Here is a 16,208-nt window from a genome sequence, read left to right on the forward strand (position 1 = left end):
CCCGCATCGTTCTCGGCCCCCGACTAGACAAAGGCTTAAAATGAAGACCTCGAAGCTCCGCCTGTCGGCCCTGGTTCTCTCCGCCGCGCTCGCGGTCGGGTTGGGACGGGCCGAAGCTGCGACCTGCGGCAAGGATCCCGCGCAGTTCGGCGCGTGGTTGCAGGATTTCAAGGCCGAAGCGGTTTCCGCCGGCATCTCGCGCGGCGTCGTCGAGCAGGCGCTCGGGGGCGTCACCTACGATCCGCGCGTCATCAAGCTCGACCGCAACCAGAAGCACTTCTCGCAACCCTTCGAGGTCTATTCGAAGCGCGTCGTCTCGCCGGCCCGCGTCGCCAAGGGCAAGCAGCTGATGCAGCGCTACGCCTCGACGCTCGACCGGATCGAGAAGCAGTTTGGCGTTCCCGGCCCGATCCTGATCGCGATCTGGGGCATGGAGACCGATTTCGGCGCCGGCAGCGGCAACATGTCGACCTTCCGCTCGCTGGCCACCCTCGCCTTCGACTGCCGCCGCACCGACTTCTTCCAGGACCAGCTGATGGACGCGCTGAAGATCGTCCAGCGCGGCGACCTCTCGCCGGCGCAGATGAAGGGCGCCTGGGCGGGCGAGCTCGGCCAGACCCAGTTCCTGCCCTCCTCCTATGTCCGTTTCGCCGTCGATTTCGACCGCAACGGCCATGCCGACCTGCGCAACAGCCCGGTCGACGTGCTCGCCTCCACCGCCAACTACCTGAAGGGCTATGGCTGGCAGCGCGGCGGCAGCTGGGAGGAAGGCTCGCACAACTTCGCGGTCCTGCGCGAATGGAACAAGGCCGGCGTCTACGCCAAGAGCGCCGCGCTCTTCGCCGACAAGCTGGTCGGCAAGCGCTAGGCGACTTCGGGCGAGGCGGCAGACGCTTCGCCTACCCCCTTGCGATCGCCGCGGTTTCGACCGACAAACCGCGGCGATGTCCAACGAACCCACTTCTCCGACTCGTTCCGTCACAATCATCGGCGCCGGCCCTGCCGGGCTGATCGCGGCGGAGACGCTCGCCAAGGCCGGTCTCGCCGTCACGGTGCATGACCGCATGCCCTCCGTCGGCCGCAAATTGCTGATGGCCGGCCGGGGCGGCCTCAACCTGACCCATAGCGAGCCGCTGGAAGCCTTCCTGAACCGCTATGGCGCCGCGAGCGAGCGGCTGCGGCCGCTGATCGAGGCGTTTCCGCCCTCGGCGCTGCGCGACTGGGCCGAGGGGCTCGGCCAGCCGACTTTCGTCGGCTCCAGCGGCCGCGTCTTCCCGACCTCGCTGAAAGCCTCCCCGCTGCTGCGCGCCTGGCTGCGCCGGCTCGACGAGCTCGGTGTCCGCTTCGTCCTGCGCGACGACTGGCAGGGCTTCGACGCCGACCGGAATCCGATGTTCCGCCATGCCGACGGCACGACCGGAACGGTCGAGGCGGACGCGACGCTGCTGGCGCTCGGCGGCGCCAGCTGGCCGCGCCTCGGCTCGAACGGCGCCTTTTCCGATATCCTCTGGGAACGAGGCGTCGACGTGACGCCGCTCCGCCCCGCCAATGTCGGCTTCCGGGTCGCCTGGTCGGAAATCTTCCGCAGCCGCTTCGCCGGACATCCCCTGAAGACGCTCGCCATTCGCTTCGGCGAGACGACGCTGCGCGGCGAGGCGATGATCACGGTCTACGGCCTCGAAGGCGGCGTCGTCTACGCCCTGTCCGCGCCGCTTCGCGACGCGATCGCGCGCGACGGCGCGGCGACGGTCCAGTTCGACCTCGCGCCCGGCCGGAAAGCTGACGAACTCGCCGCGCGCATCGCCGCGCAGAAGCCGAGCCAGTCGCTTTCCAACCGGCTGCGCAAGGCAGCGCATCTATCGCCCGTGGCGATCAACCTGCTGCGCGAGGGCGCCGGCGGCCCGATGCTTCCGGCCGAGGCCGAAGCCCTTGCCGCCCTGATCAAAGCCGTACCGATCCGGCTCACCGGCACCGAGGGCCTCGAACGAGCGATCTCGACCGCCGGCGGCGTCGCCTGGAGCGGTATCGACGAAAACATGATGCTGAAGGGGTTGCCGGGCGTGTTCGTCGCTGGCGAGATGATCGACTGGGAAGCGCCGACCGGCGGCTATCTGCTGCAGGCGAGCTTCGCCACCGGCATCGCCGCCGCACGGGGCATCTTCGCCCGCCTCGGCATTGCCGAGGGCTGAACCTCAGCCCTCTTCGCGCATCAGGCCGCGCAGTTCGGCGACGCCGGCGGCGATCGCCGCATTGGTCTCCGCCTCCATGGCGCGATAGCGGTCGAGCACCAGCCGGCCCGTGGCGGTCAGACGCGCGCTGCCGCCGCCGCCCGTGCCGCCCTTCTCGGTCTCGACGAGCGGATCGCGAAACGCCGTATTCATCTCGCGGACCAGCCCCCAGACGCGCTTCTGGCTCATGGCGAGACGCGCTCCGGCCGCCGCCAGCGAGCCGGTAGCGGCAATCGCCTCGAGCAGGTCCGCCTTGCCGGGCCCGAGCGCGAAGCCGGGCTTCAGCACGAGACGGAAGCGAAGGCCTTCGATCTGGTTGGGAAGTTTCATGCGGTTTCGGGATGGCTCCTGGATCGGAGCCCATTCTTGCTTGCGCCGATCCCGATAGTCGAGGGCCGAAGTTCCCCTCGCCTCTCCCCATGGGAGAGGTGAAGAAACCGGGCACCGCCGAAGCGATGCCCGGCACAAGAGGATCAATCCGACTGGCGGAAGCTGCGGATGCGGTCGAAGGCGACCGCGATGACAATGAAGGAGCCGACGAAGGCTCCCTGCCAGAAGGTCGAGATTCCCAGCAGGATCAGGCTGTTGCGGATGACCTCGATCAGCGCGGCGCCGACCACGGCGCCAAACGCCGTGCCGGTGCCGCCGGCGAGATTGGCGCCGCCGATGACGGTCGCCGCGATCACGGTCAGTTCCATGCCGGTGCCGAGATTGGTGGTCACGCTGCCGAGCCAGCCGGTCATCAGCACGCCGGCGATGCCCGCCGTCAGCGCCGAGATCACATAGACGCCGACCTTGATCCGCCGGACGGGAACGCCGGTCAGAATCGCGGCCTGCTCGTTGCCGCCGATGGCGTAGATGTGGCGGCCCCAGCCGGTCCAGCGGAAGACGAAGCCGGCGATCACCGCCATCACGGCGAGCGCGATCAGCGGATTGGCGATGCCGAAGGTCGTGCCGCCGCCGAGCTGCAGCAGCAGCGCCTGGTCCGGCCCGAACTGGTAGACCATCTTGTTGTTGGAGAGCACCAGCGCCATGCTTCGCGCCACCGAAAGCATGCCGAGCGTCACCACGAAGGGTGGCATGCCGACATAGGCGATGAGCACGCCATTGACGACGCCGACGATGATGGCGGCGACGAGAGCCACAGCGATGCCGACGGCAAGCGGATAGCCGGCGCTCATCACCAGGCCGGTGACGATCGCCGACAGGCAGAGCGTCGAGCCGACCGACAGATCGATGCCGCCGGAGATGATCACCACCGTCATGCCGATCGCGACAATGCCGACAAAGGCGAAGTTGCGCGTGACATTGAACAGGTTGTTGCGGGTGGCGAATGTGTCGGTGAGCAGACTGAGCGCGACGCAGGCGAGCACCGCCGCGACGAAGACCCAGAAGGTCTGGCGCGAAAGCAGCCAGCTCAGCGTGCTGTGCGTCTGGCGATTGATGGTGTCGTCGAGCGAAACAGCCATTGATACGTCCTCCCTTTCGTTTCGCTCGATGTCAGGCGCGCTCGAGCGCGCCAGTGATCAATGCGGTGACTTCTTCCGGCGAGCTCCTGGCGATCTCCTTGTCGGCGACCTTGGTGCCGCGCCGCAGCACGACGATCTTGTCGCAGACCGAGAAGACGTCCGGCATGCGGTGGCTGATCAGGATCACGGCGATGCCCTGGTCGCGCAGGCGACGGATGAGGTTCAGCACCTCGGCCACCTGGCGCACGCTGATCGCCGCCGTCGGCTCGTCCATCAGCACGATGCGCGCATCGGAAAGGCGGGTGCGGGCAATGGCGACGGCCTGGCGCTGGCCGCCGGACATCTGCTTGACCAGATCGCGCGGCCGCGTCTCGGATTTGAGCTCCTTGAAGAGGTCGCCGGCGCGCTTGTACATCGTCGCATAGTCGAGGATGCGGAACGGCCAGACGCCGCGGCGCAGCTCCCGGCCAAGGAAGACATTGGCGGCGGCGGTCAGGTTGTTGCAGAGCGCGAGATCCTGGTAGACGACCTCGATGCCGCTCTCGCGCGCCTCGACCGGCTTGTGGAAGTGGACCTCCTGGTCCTGCACCCGCATCGTGCCGTGCGAGGGCGGAAAATTGCCGGCGATGATCTTCACCAGCGTCGACTTGCCGGCGCCATTGTCCCCCATCAGCCCGACGACGGCGCCCGGCTCGATGGTCAGCGACACGTCATTCAGGGCCTGAATCGCCCCGAAATGCTTCGATATTCCCTTGAGTTCCAGGACGCTCATCCCGGCGCTCCTCCCTGCCGCGCAGGCCGTTGATCGGCCCGTCGCTTCCCTCGTTTCCGTCCGGCGAAGCCGTCCGATCCTCGAATTAACCCTTATGGGCGTGTCTGGGCGACGTCAATCCGAACATCAGACAAATACATTTCGATGCCGCTGATGCAGAAAGCAGAAACAAGGCAAATATTGACCGTAAGCGCTTTCATTCTCAGAAAAATCGAGAACCACAATGTTAAGCACCACTTCAATTCAGGTAATTTGCGACGCACAATATTTACATTGCACTGCGTCATGGATCGTTTCATAGGATTAATCGCATTGACTTTGTTCGATTTCGGAATTTAGTTGCTATGGCCCGCAGCGGCAACGGAACAATCCGTGCGCCGCGCTGTCCCCGGAAAGTCCGGGGATGGCGCGAAGCGAGACCCAATCGGCCGGCGGGCGGCGGAAGCTATACTGTCTCGGGAGGACACCATGAAAAAGACACTGGCGATTCTGTCTCTCGCCACCACCTGCCTGGCGATCGGCCTTGGCGCGGCGCGCGCCGAGGACAAGGTCCTGGCGATCGTCGTGAAGGGTCTCGACAACCCCTTCTTCGAGGAGATCAACAAGGGCTGCCAGAAGTGGAATGCCGAAAATCAGGGCAAGGGCTATACTTGCCTCTATACTGGCCCTGCTTCCAGCAATGACGAAGCCGGCGAAGTGCAGATCGTCGATGACCTTCTGACGAAGGGCGTCGCGGCGATCGCCATCTCGCCCTCCAATGCTCCGGCCATGGCCAACCTTCTGAAGCAGCGCGCCCCGACCATCCCGGTGATGACGGTCGACGCCGACCTGAACAAGGAAGATTCCGCCCTGCGCAAGGCCTATCTCGGCACCGACAACTATCTGATGGGCGTCAAGATGGGCGAAGAGCTGCTGAAGCATAAGAAGGGCGGCACCGTCTGCCTTCAGCTCGGCAACGTCGCCGCCGCCAACATCGCCGCCCGCGCCGCCGGCGTGCGCGACACGCTGGCCGGCGCCAAGGATGTCGACAAGCTGACCGGCCAGAACGGCTGGACGGAACCGGCGGGCTGCCCGCTCTTCACCAACGATCAGTCCGACCTCGCCAACCAGCAGATGAGCGACACCTTCACCGCCAATCCGAAGCTCGATGCCTTCGTGCTGGTCGGCGGCTGGGCCCAGTTCGCCCCGCAGGCCTATGCGCAGGTCACGGACGGCGTGATGGACCGGCTGAAGAGCAAGGACCTCGTCATCATCGCCGGCGACACGCTGCCGCCGCAGATCGAAGCGCTGAAGGCCGGCCGCAGCCATGCCCAGATCGGCCAGCGTCCGTTCGAGATGGGCTACAAGGCCCCCGACGCCATGATCAAGCTGATCAATGGCGAGAAGGTCGACGAGATCCTGTATACGGGCCTCGACGTCTGCCTGCCCGAGAACGTCGACAACTGCCTGGCCAAGTAGGCCGGACATCGTTTGCCGGATCGCCGGGTCCGGTACGGAAAGGGGCGTCTCGACGCCCCTTTCTTTTTGCCCGCCGGCAGGTGCAACGACGGATCGAACCCTCTATACCGGGCCGGGGACTGGCTACCAGACGAGGACAATCGACCATGCGCCGCACCATCCTGGCCCTTTCGCTTCTGCTGGCCGCCACTCCGGCCTTCGCCTGCACCGAAGCCGAATTGCAGGAAAAGTCGATCTCGCTGGCCGAGCTCGTCAAGGCCATCACCACCAAGGACCCGAGCAAGGCGCAGGACTGGCGCCGCCGCCAGGTCGAAGTCGACCGCGTTGCCGAACGGACCACCGATTTCGACGAGATCTGCGCCGCCTACGACAAGGCGATCGCGGAGGCCAAGGCCCAGCAATAGACGGGAAGCGGTAAAGCTCTCGCGAGCGCCCTGCCGCCGCCTTCCCTTACGCCAACAACGGGTCCACTGTTGGCGATCGCCCGGCCGGTCCTCCGGATCCGGCCAGGCTTTCCGGGCGCCAGGAGCGTCCGAAGGGAGGATGCCATGGCTCATTTCATGCTGCAGGCTTCGTATGCGCCCGGCGCCGTCAAGGCGCTCGTCGGCAATCCGCAGAACCGCGAAGACGCCATCCGCAAACTCATCGAATCGATGGGCGGCAAGCTCAACTCGTTCCATTTCGCTTTCGGCGAGTTCGACGTGGTGATGATCGCCGAATTCCCCGACGCGACGACGGCGGCATCGGTGGCGCTCGCAACCGCATCCTCCGGCGCGCTCAGCAAATTCCAGACGACGACGCTGATGACCGCATCGGAAGGCATGGAGGCGATGCGCAAGGCGAAGACCGCGAGCTATTCGCCGCCGACCGGATAGGCTCTAGGAATCCGGGAAACCGGCGGACATCGAAGCCCGGTGCCTCAAAGCCGCGGGCCTCGCAGTGGCCCGCCCGACACGTGGATCGAACAACCCGCGCTACGGCGGGTCCCAGCGACCTGGGCCCGCCGGCCTGGTCGCGAAGCGAAAGCCGCACGTCACGCCCCACGGCAAAGTCGCTCCCGCCGGGCAGCGTTCGCCGCGCTCAGCGCTGCGGGATGCCAAGGCTCGGAAACGGCGTATTGAACACGAACGACACGCCGGACATCATGACGGCGCGCTGCGAAGCAACGCTGTGTTCGGCCCAGATGATCGGACCGGCCCCGGCTTTGTTCGCAAGCAGAAAGCCGACTGCCACGACCAGCGCTACAGCTATTCCAAACTGGAGATTCATCGGCGACACCCCCGTTCAGCTAGGTGATTCTAGCACAATCGGCGAGTCTCGGCGACACCCTCGACAGAAAAGCTCGCTCCCCCTGCCGGATTGATCTTGGCCGTGCTATTCGATCCGGCTGGAAGGCGAAAATGATCCGCATCAATGACGAGATCGCCCTCGACGACAGCGAAATCGAGGAAAGCTTCATCCGCGCCTCAGGGCCGGGCGGGCAGAATGTGAACAAGGTATCGAGCGCGGTGCAACTGCGCTTCGATGCCAGACGGTCGCGCGCGCTGCCCGATGCGGTGGCGGTGCGCCTGATGCGCCTCGCTGGCTCGAAACTGACGCAGGACGGGGTCATCGTCATCACCGCGCAGCGTTTTCGCGACCAGACCCGCAACCGGGCCGACGCGCTGGAACGGCTGGTGGCGCTGATCCAGGAGGCGCTGGTTCCGCCGACGCCGCGCCGCGCAACGAGGCCGACGCTCGCCTCGAAGAAGCGCCGGCTCGAAGGCAAGGCCAAGCGCTCGGGCGTCAAGGCGATGCGCGGCAGCGTCAAGCTCGATTAGCTCTCGCCAAATCAGCCAAAGGCGTGCAACATTTTGACGCGGCCATGCGCTGTGTCATAACCGGGAGCGCCTCATGGGCATCATCTGGACCATCATCATCGGTTTCGTCGCCGGCGTCATTGCCAAGTTCATCACGCCAGGCAGCAACGAGCCGAGCGGCTTCATCCTGACGGTTCTTCTCGGCATCGCCGGCGCCTTTCTCGCCACCTATCTGGGGCAGGCGATCGGCTGGTACGGCCCGAATGACCAAGCCGGATTCATCGGCGCCATTGTCGGCGCCGTCATCGTGCTCCTGATCTGGGGCGCGGTCGTCAAGAAGCGCGCCTGACGGCGCGCCGATCCCGCGTCCTGCCGGGGGCCAGCCGGATTCAGCGAACCCGGCTTTGCCACTCCGGACAGTGGTCATGCACCGCCTTGGTCAGCGGGCAGTGACCCGTCGCCCCGCGATAGGCGAGATACGAGCCTGTCGCGAGCGCCAAAACGGACAGCAAGCGGTTCGGCCTCGGCTTGACCGCCGCAGCAGCCAAGAGGAGGCCGGCGATGACTGAAACGACGCGACCTTCCGTCGAAATCTCCGGAACGACAACGGGTGGTTTGGCCCGAAACATTTTGGCACCTCCGATTGCTGACGCTAGCAAACGCACGAGGTCGGCACCCGTTCCCGTCGAAGGGCGCAGCCGATGATCCGGGTCGGCATAGGCGGCTGGACCTTCGAACCCTGGCGCGACGACTTCTATCCGGCGGGGCTGCCGCAGAAGCGCGAGCTCGAATATGCGAGCTCCAGGCTGACCTCGATCGAGATCAACGGCACCTACTACGGCTCGCAGAAGCCCGAGAGCTTCCGCAAATGGGCCGAGGAGACGCCGGACGACTTCGTCTTCTCACTGAAGGGGCCGCGCTTCGCCACCAACCGGCGCGTTCTGGCCGAGGCGGGCGACTCGATCAACCGCTTCTTCGCCAGCGGCGTCACCGAGCTCGGCCCCAAGCTCGGCCCGATCAACTGGCAGTTCATGGCGACCAAGAAGTTCGACGCCGACGACTTCGCCGGCTTCCTCGAACTGCTGCCGAAGACGGTCGACGGCATCGCCATCCGCCACGCCGTCGAGGTCCGCCACCCGACTTTCCAGACGCCTGACTTCATCGCCTTGGCGCGCCGGCATGGCGTCGCCGTGGTAGTGGCGGATTCCGACACACATCCGCAGATTGCCGACCCCACCGCCGATTTCGTCTATGCGCGTCTGCAAGACTCCTCCGAGGACGAAAAAAATGGCTATTCGGACTCGGCCCTGAGCACGTGGCGCGACCGCGCCCGGAACTGGGCGGAGGGCTCCGTCCCCGCCGACCTGCCGCTCGTCGCCGACGCACCGGTCAAGGCCGGCAGGCGCGACGTTTTCATTTACATGATCAATGGCTTCAAGCCGAAGGCGCCCTTCGCCGCCATGGCGCTGATCGAGCAACTCGGCTCCCGCTGAGTCAGCCGGATCTCGTGCAGCGCTGCACCGAGTCACATCGGGTTGCGGACGGTTGCATCCGATTTGTGAACAATCCGCCGCCCAATTCTCGCCTTTTTCCACTGTTGAGAAACAGCCAGCGAAGCTTGTTTCGGTTTTAGGTGCAATCCCGCGTCGGCGAACGCGAAAAAGAAGAGATCTTAGTGTGCAGGTAAAATTGCGTATCGCGGCGGTCACCGCCGCCCTTGTCACCGCTGGCGCGGCCCTCTCCATCGGGACGCTTCCGGCAGAAGCCGGCAGCCAGTGCGGCAGGGCTTCCTGGTATGCCCTCGGCGGCAAGACGGCCAGCGGCGAACGCAACAACCCCAACGCCATGACGGCGGCGCACCGCCACCTCCCCTTCGGCACCCGCGTCCGGGTCGAAAACCTCAACAACGGCAAGTATGTCGTCGTCCGCATCAATGACCGCGGCCCGTTCGCCGGCGGCCGCGTGATCGACGTCTCCCGCGCCGCCGCGCAGCAGCTCGGCATGGTCAAGACCGGCACCGCCAAGGTGCGCCTGGTCGTCGACGGCGCCGCCATGAAGAACGCCTGCCCGGCCTGATCCAGGCTCTCCTCGCCCCGGCCGCCCCCTTCGAGGCGCGGCGCCGGCAGCCAGGTATTTCCATCCCCTCCGGACGGGACCTCGCCTCGGCAAGCGAGCCGCGAAGCGCGCGTTTCGCAGCCGCGTCAGGTCCCGTCGAGCGCCACGGCCTTGACAAGCGCCGTGACGGCCATGCCCGGCGCGAGCTCCAGCTCGCGCACGGCATCGCGCGTGACGCGCGCCAGCATCGGCTTCCCGCCGACATCGAGACGTACCCCGACATCCTGCGCCCGTCCGTCCCCGATCGCGACGATTCGGGCGCGCAGCCGGTTTCGGATCGAGAGCCGCCCCGGATCACCGACCGCCAGCGTCACGTCGCGCGCGCGGATGCGGATCCGCAAGCGCTGGCCGATCGGCGCCTCGACATAGGGAATGACCAGGAAGCCGGCCGGATGATCGAGCCGGGTGATGCCGTCTCGCCGGTCCTGCGCCAGCACGGTTGCCTCGAGCACGGCGCCCGCTTCCCAGTCGCCGACCGAATTCAGCTGCGCGAACACCTCGCCGACCGGCCCGAGCGTGACAACGCGCCCGCCATCGATCAGCGCGACCGTATCGGCGAGCCGCGCCACCTCCTCGACCGAATGGCTGACATAGACGATCGGCAGGCGCTTGGCGTCGCGCAGCCGCTCGATGAAGGGCAGGATCTCGGCCTTGCGCTCGCGATCGAGCGCCGCGAGCGGCTCGTCCATCAAAAGGCAATCCGGGCTCGAAAGCAGGGCGCGGCCGATCGCGACGCGCTGCTTCTCGCCGCCGGAGAGATCGCGCGGCAGCCGCGCCAGCAGCGCGCCGATGCCAAGCAGGTCCACCACCTCGTCAAGACTGCCCCAGCGCCGGGAGCGCGGCGTCAGCCAGCGGCCATAGAGCAGGTTGGAGCGCACCGAGAGATGCGGGAACAACCGCCCCTCCTGGAAGACATAGCCGATGCGGCGCTTGCCCGGCGGCACGAACACGGAGCGGTCCGTATCGACCAGCGTCCGTCCGTCGAGCACGATGCGGCCCTGATCCGGCCGCGCCAGGCCGGCGATCTGGTTGACCAGCGACGTCTTGCCGGAGCCGGAGCGGCCGAACAGCGCCGTGACGCCCGATCCTGCCTCCAGAGCGATGTCGAGCGTGAACTGGCCGAGCTGCTTGCGGATGGCGACCGAGAGCGTCATGCCACCGTCCCCCTGGCAACCCTGCGGGCGAGGAATTCGGAGAGCACCAGCGCCGCGAGCGAGATCGCGACCGAGATCAGCGTCAGCCGCAGCGCCGCAGCGTCGCCGTCCGGCGTCTGGATCAGCGCATAGATGGCGGACGGTATCGTCTGGGTCTGGCCGGGGATGTTGGAGACGAAGGTGATGGTGGCGCCGAACTCGCCGAGCGCGCGGGCAAATGAGAGCACGACGCCCGCCAGTATGCCCGGCAGGGTCAGCGGCAGCGTCACGGTCAGGAAGACCAGCAGCCGGCCGGCGCCGAGCGTCGAGGCGGCCTGCTCCAGCTTGCGATCGATGCCCTCGATCGACAGGCGGATCGCCCGCACCATCAGCGGAAAGCCCATGACGCCGCAGGCGAGCGCCGCGCCCGTCCAGCGAAAGGCGAAAACGAGACCGAATGTCTGCTCGAAGAAGGCGCCGAGCGGCCCCTTGCGGCCGAAGGCGAGCAGCAGCAGGTAGCCGGTCACCACCGGCGGCATCACCAGCGGCAGGTGCACGAGCCCGTCGAGCAGCGTGCGGCCATAGAAGCGCCCGCGCGCCAGCAACAGCGCGACGGCGATGCCGATCGGCAGGCTGACCAGCGTCGCCACCGACGACACCTTCAGGCTCAGCCAGATGGCCGTCCATTCTTCAGGGGAGAGGAAATCAATCATGAATCGCCAGTCATGAGTCGCCAGTCCGGATCATCGGTCACGAAGCCGCCGCTTGGGAAGGTCGGGGGCGCGATCTTGGCGCGCCGCGGCGTCGATGGCTGCTTCAGCTCGATGCGGACAACATCGCGGACGCTGCAGCCGCCATGCGCATCGCCCGTAACCATCAGCCGGAGGCGGTCCGGCGAGGCCGGCGGCGCGCCGCCCTCATAGGCGAGGATCACGGCCTCGCCGGCACATTGCGGATCGAGTTCGCCGATCGACAACGCCACGGCATAGCCGTCGCGCCGGCCAACAAGGCCGGCGCGGGCCGCCCCGGCGCAGTGGCGCGATCCGCCCGCATGGAGGAACGCGCCCTCACTTGCCGACCATGACGTCCGAGGCCTTGATGACCGCCGTCGCCCTGTCGCCCACCTTCAGGCCCAGATCGTCGACCGCCTCATTGGTGATCGACGATGTGATGATCAGGCCATGGCCGATATCGATCTTCACCCGCGCGGTCGTCTGCCCCTTCTCCACCGCCGTGACCGTGCCTTCCAGCTGGTTGCGCGCGCTGAGCTTCATGTTGCCTATTCCTTGGCGAGAAGGGCGAAACCCTGAGCCTCGAAACTGGGGCGAGCTTCCGCGGAATTCAGCCACTCCAGGAACGCCTTGGCGTCCGGGCTGGTCGATGCGGCGACCCGTGCGACAGGATAGACGATCGCCGGATGCGAGTCCTCCGGGAAGGTCCCCACCACCTTGACACCGGGCTCGGCCTTGGCGTCGGTGCCGTAGACGATGCCGAACGGCGCCTCGCCCTTGGCGACGAAGGCGAGCGCGCTGCGGACATTGTCGGCCTGCGCGACGTTCGCGGCAACGGAATCCCAGACGCCGAGGGCCGTCAGGGCGGCCTTGCCGTATTTGCCGGCCGGGACCGAATCGATCGAGCCCATGGCGAGCTTGCCATCCTTGCCGAGCGCCTCGGCGAGCGGGAAATCCTTGGCGATCGTCAGCGTGGCGGTCGAATCCTTCGGGGCGACCAGCACCAGCGTGTTGCCGAGCAGGGTCACGCGCGAGGCGGGATCGATCAGGTCCTTCTTGGCGAGATAGTCCATCCAGTCGAGATCGGCGGAGAAGAAGATGTCGGCAGGCGCACCGGATTCGATCTGCTTGGCGAGGTTGGACGAGCTCGCATAGCTGATCGCCAGTTCCTTGCCGGTCTTGGCCTGGTAGGCGCTGGCGGCGCCATCGAGCGCGTTCTTCAGGCTGGCGGCGGCGAAGACGGTGACGTCGGCGGCCCTGGCCGTCGCGGCGGCGAACGGGGCGACGAGCGGCGCGGCGAAGAGCGCGAGGCTGCCAAGGATGACAAGCCCGCGGCGGAGGCGATGGATCGACATGATGAGCTCCTGAAATCGGATCGACATTTCTGCACGGAAATGTCGAGGGATCAACGCCCTGCCGATCGATCACCCAAGCTGATGGACGGCGCACGAATTGGAATTGGACGCGGCGCGCCCGGCCCGGCTAGCCTGAGCCAAAGAAAGAGGATGGATCATGGCCGCCGAATACACGCTCTATTCGATGCAGTTCTCGGGCAATTGCTACAAGCCGCGGCTTGCCATGCATGAGCTCGGCATTCCGTTCCGGATCGTCGATTTCCAGAAGGGCGCCGGCCAGACGACCAGCCCCGAGTTCCTGGCGCTCAATCCGAACGCCCAGGTGCCGCTGCTGGTGCTGCCGGACGGCCGGCCGCTGGCCGAATCGAACGCCATGCTGCTGCATCTCGCCGAGGGCAGCGAGCTGATCCCGGCCGACGCCTATGACCGCGCCATCTGCTACCAGTGGCTGTTCTTCGAGCAATATAGCCACGAGCCGGTCATCGCCGTGGCGCGCAACTGGCTGACCTACATTCCCGGCGGCCGCGAGACCATGGCGCACCGGATCGACGAATGGCAGCAGAAGGGCAACCGCGTCCTCGCCATCATGGACCAGTTCCTGGCGCAGCACGCCTTCTTCGGCGGACCGGCCTTTTCGATCGCCGACATTGCGCTCTATGCCTACACGCATGTCGCGAGCGAGGCGGATTACGATCTGGGCCGTTATCCGGCGATCGTCGCCTGGCTGGCGCGGGTCGCGGCAAGGCCCCGGCATGTCGGCCTGGACTGGCGTCCCTGAGGCCGGTGACGACGGTCACAGACGGCTTCGGCCATCACGTCGTATAAAGCGTCTTCACGGAATTTTAACCGTGATTTCAGGCTCTTACTTTCGACACGATATCTGTCGAGCAAAGCCACAATCCATTCGAACCGGCGCCGTAGTCGAAGCTCTGAATAGGGGCGTGGGACGGGCAAGGCTGACGGCAAGATCGACGGGAAAAGACGATGCGCACAAATGATGAGAACCAGAGCCGCGCCGGGCGGCGCGAACGGGCCACACGCGGGGCTTTCTACCTCTGGATGGCGGCCTATGCGGCCGTCGTCGTTGCGATCGTCACCGTCCATGCCATGAGCGGCAACCCGTCGAAGCCCGATGACGAGCACCTGCAGCAGGCGATCCGTGCCGGCGTTTCCTACGGCACGGTCATACCGGTCGTGCAGGTCGACGTGAACGGATGATGCGCAACCGCCCTGCCCGCCCCTTCGAACGCGTCGAAGTCCGCCGGCAACCGGCCGGCGGCGAGCGCCGCCGGCATCACGATACGTTCGAGATCGAGCAGTTCTGGCTGGCCGCCCCGCTCAGAACTTGTGAAAAATGAACGCGGCGCCGCCGGCGATCATCGCGAAGCCGACGAGATGGTTCCAGCCAAGCGGCTCCTTCAGATAGAGCCACGAGAACAGCGCGAAGACGACGAGGGTGATCACTTCCTGCATCGTCTTCAGCTGCGCCGCCGAATAGACGCCATGGCCGATGCGATTGGCCGGAACGGCGAGGCAATATTCGAACAGCGCGATGAACCAGCTGATCAGGATCACCTTGACCAGCAGCGTGTTCGGATATTTCAGGTGCCAGTACCAGGCCGACGTCATGAAGACATTGGAGATGACGAGCAGGACGATCGGAGCGATCGCCGGCGAAAGCAGATTGGGCATGGCGTGACCTGAGCTTGACGAGGGGCGGCGCGCACTCTGCCTGCGCCATGGCCGCCGTCAAGCTCCATCCGCCATCGCGAGTACACCCACGAGAATACACGCGAGGCAGGCAAACGCCGGCTTCCCTTTCCGCCGGGTTCCGCTAGGGTCCCGCCGACCATCAGGGGATACGGAACATGGCGTTGACGACCGAAGAAAAGATGCTGATCGAGATGCGGGTGGCGAATGAGAGCCCGAGCACCGCGACCGCCTATCTGCTCTGGCTCTTCCTGTGGTTCGTCTCGGCGCACCGCTTCTATCTCGGCCGCCCGGGCACGGCCATCCTGCAGATCCTCAGCTACTTCATCGTCATCGGCTTCGTCTGGGTGATCATCGACGCCTTCCTCATCCCCGGCATGATCCGCGCCAGGCAGGACGAGATCCGCCGCCGGCTGGAGCGCGCCGCGCTGACCTGACGAGCCCGTGGCGGGCGGGGCGCGCTCTGGACAATCCGGCGCGCGCGGACTTAGCTGCCGGTCCGTCACGACAACCCGGAGGCCCGCCATGACCCATCCCGCCCTCGCCCCGAACCATGTCGCCGTCATCACCGGCGGCGCTTCCGGCATCGGCCTTGCGGCTGCCAGGAAATTCCAGGCATTGGGCCTCAAGGTCGTCATCGCCGACTATCGCCAGGATGCGCTCGACGCGGCGGCGGCATTGCTTGGCGGCGACGTGCTGGCCATGCGAACCAACGTCTCCAGCCGCGACGACATCGAGCGGCTGAAGGACGCCGCCTATGAGCGCTTCGGCAAGGTCAACGTGCTGATGAACAATGCCGGCACGGATGGCGCCGGCCCCGTGCTCGGCTCCTTCGAGAACTGGGAGCGGGTGATCGGCACCAACCTGTTCGGCGTCGTGCACGGCATGCAGGTCTTCGTGCGGGAGATGCTGAAGGGCACCGAGCCGGGCCTCGTCATCAACACCGGTTCCAAGCAGGGAATCACCACGCCGCCGGGCGACGCCGGCTACAACGTCTCCAAGGCTGGTGTGAAGGTCGCGACCGAGGCGCTGGCGCATGAGCTGCGCAACCTCGACGGCGCCAGGGTCACGGCGCACCTGCTGATCCCCGGCTTCGTCTGGACGCACCTGACCAAGGGCGCGCGGACGGAGAAGCCGGCCGGCGCCTGGACGCCCGAGCAGACGGTCGATTTCATGCTCGCCTCGCTGGAGCGCGGCGATTTCTACATCCTCTGCCCCGACAACGACGTCGACCGCGCCACGGACGAGAAGCGCATCCTCTGGGCCGCAGGCGACATCGTCGAGAACCGTCCGCCGCTGTCGCGCTGGCACAAGGATTTCGGCGACAAGTTCCAGGCCTATCTGAAGGGGTGAGTTCAGCCCCCTCGTTCGGGCAAGCAAGCCCCTCACCCAACCCTCTTCCGCAACCGGGCGAGGGCTTCCGGACAGCTCGTCATCA

At 66.2% G+C, this 16,208-nt stretch carries 24 protein-coding genes; 13 read left to right on the top strand and 11 right to left on the bottom strand.

Features of this window, described 5'->3' with window-relative positions:
* The first annotated feature begins 40 nt into the window (after positions 1–40).
* Complete coding sequence (locus tag WFK98_RS14425) at positions 41–868, top strand: lytic murein transglycosylase (protein ID WP_266340709.1); 828 nt, start codon at positions 41–43, stop codon at positions 866–868.
* Positions 869–944: 76 nt separating this feature from the next.
* On the top strand, positions 945–2,189 hold the full coding sequence (locus tag WFK98_RS14430) for an NAD(P)/FAD-dependent oxidoreductase (RefSeq protein ID WP_336800716.1): 1,245 nt from the start codon (positions 945–947) through the stop codon (positions 2,187–2,189).
* A gap of 3 nt (positions 2,190–2,192) precedes the next feature.
* Here the strand turns inward: WFK98_RS14430 and WFK98_RS14435 are convergent, their stop codons facing one another.
* The 3 genes from WFK98_RS14435 to WFK98_RS14445 all read right to left on the bottom strand — a co-directional run bounded on the left by WFK98_RS14435 (position 2,193) and on the right by WFK98_RS14445 (position 4,469).
* Positions 2,193–2,558 (bottom strand): winged helix-turn-helix domain-containing protein, encoded by a 366-nt coding sequence (locus tag WFK98_RS14435; protein ID WP_336800717.1) that lies wholly within the window; start codon positions 2,556–2,558, stop codon positions 2,193–2,195.
* 143 nt (positions 2,559–2,701) lie between these two features.
* Complete coding sequence (locus tag WFK98_RS14440; RefSeq protein ID WP_336800718.1) at positions 2,702–3,697, bottom strand: ABC transporter permease; 996 nt, start codon at positions 3,695–3,697, stop codon at positions 2,702–2,704.
* A gap of 31 nt (positions 3,698–3,728) precedes the next feature.
* A complete protein-coding gene (locus WFK98_RS14445) occupies positions 3,729–4,469 on the bottom strand; it encodes an ATP-binding cassette domain-containing protein (RefSeq protein ID WP_336800719.1) in 741 nt (246 codons plus the stop codon).
* Positions 4,470–4,937: 468 nt separating this feature from the next.
* Here WFK98_RS14445 and WFK98_RS14450 point away from each other — a divergent pair, with 468 nt between their 5' ends.
* The 3 genes from WFK98_RS14450 to WFK98_RS14460 all read left to right on the top strand — a co-directional run bounded on the left by WFK98_RS14450 (position 4,938) and on the right by WFK98_RS14460 (position 6,802).
* Positions 4,938–5,927 (top strand): substrate-binding domain-containing protein, encoded by a 990-nt coding sequence (locus WFK98_RS14450; protein WP_266340714.1) that lies wholly within the window; start codon positions 4,938–4,940, stop codon positions 5,925–5,927.
* Between the two features lie 146 nt (positions 5,928–6,073).
* Positions 6,074–6,331, top strand: coding sequence for a hypothetical protein (locus WFK98_RS14455; protein ID WP_266340715.1), 258 nt, complete (start codon positions 6,074–6,076; stop codon positions 6,329–6,331).
* A gap of 144 nt (positions 6,332–6,475) precedes the next feature.
* Complete coding sequence (locus WFK98_RS14460) at positions 6,476–6,802, top strand: GYD domain-containing protein (RefSeq protein WP_266340716.1); 327 nt, start codon at positions 6,476–6,478, stop codon at positions 6,800–6,802.
* 205 nt (positions 6,803–7,007) lie between these two features.
* Here the strand turns inward: WFK98_RS14460 and WFK98_RS14465 are convergent, their stop codons facing one another.
* On the bottom strand, positions 7,008–7,196 hold the full coding sequence (locus WFK98_RS14465) for a hypothetical protein (RefSeq protein ID WP_336800720.1): 189 nt from the start codon (positions 7,194–7,196) through the stop codon (positions 7,008–7,010).
* 131 nt (positions 7,197–7,327) lie between these two features.
* Here WFK98_RS14465 and arfB point away from each other — a divergent pair, with 131 nt between their 5' ends.
* Both arfB and WFK98_RS14475 read left to right on the top strand, forming a co-directional pair.
* The gene (gene arfB / locus WFK98_RS14470) at positions 7,328–7,747 is read left to right on the top strand and encodes an alternative ribosome rescue aminoacyl-tRNA hydrolase ArfB (RefSeq protein ID WP_266340718.1); all 420 of its coding nucleotides are present in this window, start codon (positions 7,328–7,330) and stop codon (positions 7,745–7,747) included.
* Between the two features lie 73 nt (positions 7,748–7,820).
* A complete protein-coding gene (locus tag WFK98_RS14475; protein WP_266340719.1) occupies positions 7,821–8,075 on the top strand; it encodes a GlsB/YeaQ/YmgE family stress response membrane protein in 255 nt (84 codons plus the stop codon).
* Between the two features lie 40 nt (positions 8,076–8,115).
* Here WFK98_RS14475 and WFK98_RS14480 read toward each other — a convergent pair whose 3' ends face one another.
* On the bottom strand, positions 8,116–8,355 hold the full coding sequence (locus WFK98_RS14480; protein WP_336800721.1) for a YgaP-like transmembrane domain: 240 nt from the start codon (positions 8,353–8,355) through the stop codon (positions 8,116–8,118).
* A 72-nt stretch (positions 8,356–8,427) separates the two neighbouring features.
* On the opposite strand from WFK98_RS14480, the gene WFK98_RS14485 reads away from it, so the two are divergent.
* Positions 8,428–9,219: a DUF72 domain-containing protein gene (locus WFK98_RS14485; protein WP_336800722.1), complete on the top strand. Its 792-nt coding sequence runs from the start codon at positions 8,428–8,430 to the stop codon at positions 9,217–9,219.
* Positions 9,220–9,421: 202 nt separating this feature from the next.
* Positions 9,422–9,802 (top strand): septal ring lytic transglycosylase RlpA family protein, encoded by a 381-nt coding sequence (locus WFK98_RS14490; protein ID WP_266340841.1) that lies wholly within the window; start codon positions 9,422–9,424, stop codon positions 9,800–9,802.
* A 125-nt stretch (positions 9,803–9,927) separates the two neighbouring features.
* On the opposite strand, the gene modC is transcribed toward WFK98_RS14490, so the two are convergent.
* From modC to modA, 5 genes are all read right to left on the bottom strand, one after another.
* The gene (modC, locus tag WFK98_RS14495) at positions 9,928–10,995 is read right to left on the bottom strand and encodes a molybdenum ABC transporter ATP-binding protein (RefSeq protein WP_336800723.1); all 1,068 of its coding nucleotides are present in this window, start codon (positions 10,993–10,995) and stop codon (positions 9,928–9,930) included.
* Entirely contained in the window at positions 10,992–11,687 is a 696-nt protein-coding gene (gene modB, locus WFK98_RS14500; protein WP_336800724.1) for a molybdate ABC transporter permease subunit, read from the bottom strand. Before modB ends, modC begins: the two co-directional genes overlap by 4 nt.
* Positions 11,684–11,956, bottom strand: a complete 273-nt coding sequence (locus tag WFK98_RS14505) for a hypothetical protein (RefSeq protein WP_336800725.1) — start codon at positions 11,954–11,956, stop codon at positions 11,684–11,686. Before WFK98_RS14505 ends, modB begins: the two co-directional genes overlap by 4 nt.
* Before the next feature lie 85 nt (positions 11,957–12,041).
* Positions 12,042–12,248 (bottom strand): TOBE domain-containing protein, encoded by a 207-nt coding sequence (locus WFK98_RS14510; RefSeq protein WP_266340725.1) that lies wholly within the window; start codon positions 12,246–12,248, stop codon positions 12,042–12,044.
* Between the two features lie 5 nt (positions 12,249–12,253).
* The gene (gene modA, locus WFK98_RS14515; RefSeq protein WP_336800726.1) at positions 12,254–13,060 is read right to left on the bottom strand and encodes a molybdate ABC transporter substrate-binding protein; all 807 of its coding nucleotides are present in this window, start codon (positions 13,058–13,060) and stop codon (positions 12,254–12,256) included.
* Between the two features lie 157 nt (positions 13,061–13,217).
* Between modA and WFK98_RS14520 the strand changes: the two genes are divergently transcribed.
* Both WFK98_RS14520 and WFK98_RS14525 read left to right on the top strand, forming a co-directional pair.
* Positions 13,218–13,838, top strand: a complete 621-nt coding sequence (locus tag WFK98_RS14520; protein WP_336800727.1) for a glutathione S-transferase family protein — start codon at positions 13,218–13,220, stop codon at positions 13,836–13,838.
* Positions 13,839–14,044: 206 nt separating this feature from the next.
* Positions 14,045–14,278 carry a hypothetical protein gene (locus WFK98_RS14525; protein ID WP_336800728.1) on the top strand — a complete coding sequence of 78 codons (234 nt, stop codon included), beginning with the start codon at positions 14,045–14,047 and terminating at the stop codon, positions 14,276–14,278.
* 120 nt (positions 14,279–14,398) lie between these two features.
* Here WFK98_RS14525 and WFK98_RS14530 read toward each other — a convergent pair whose 3' ends face one another.
* Entirely contained in the window at positions 14,399–14,752 is a 354-nt protein-coding gene (locus WFK98_RS14530; protein WP_266340729.1) for a DMT family protein, read from the bottom strand.
* Positions 14,753–14,928: 176 nt separating this feature from the next.
* On the opposite strand from WFK98_RS14530, the gene WFK98_RS14535 reads away from it, so the two are divergent.
* Complete coding sequence (locus tag WFK98_RS14535) at positions 14,929–15,207, top strand: TM2 domain-containing protein (RefSeq protein ID WP_266340730.1); 279 nt, start codon at positions 14,929–14,931, stop codon at positions 15,205–15,207.
* 88 nt (positions 15,208–15,295) lie between these two features.
* A complete protein-coding gene (locus WFK98_RS14540) occupies positions 15,296–16,123 on the top strand; it encodes an SDR family NAD(P)-dependent oxidoreductase (RefSeq protein ID WP_336800729.1) in 828 nt (275 codons plus the stop codon).
* Positions 16,124–16,208 lie beyond the last annotated feature (85 nt).

The sequence above is a fragment of the Kaistia sp. MMO-174 genome (genome assembly GCF_037147815.1).
GTDB lineage: Bacteria > Pseudomonadota > Alphaproteobacteria > Rhizobiales > Kaistiaceae > Kaistia > Kaistia nematophila.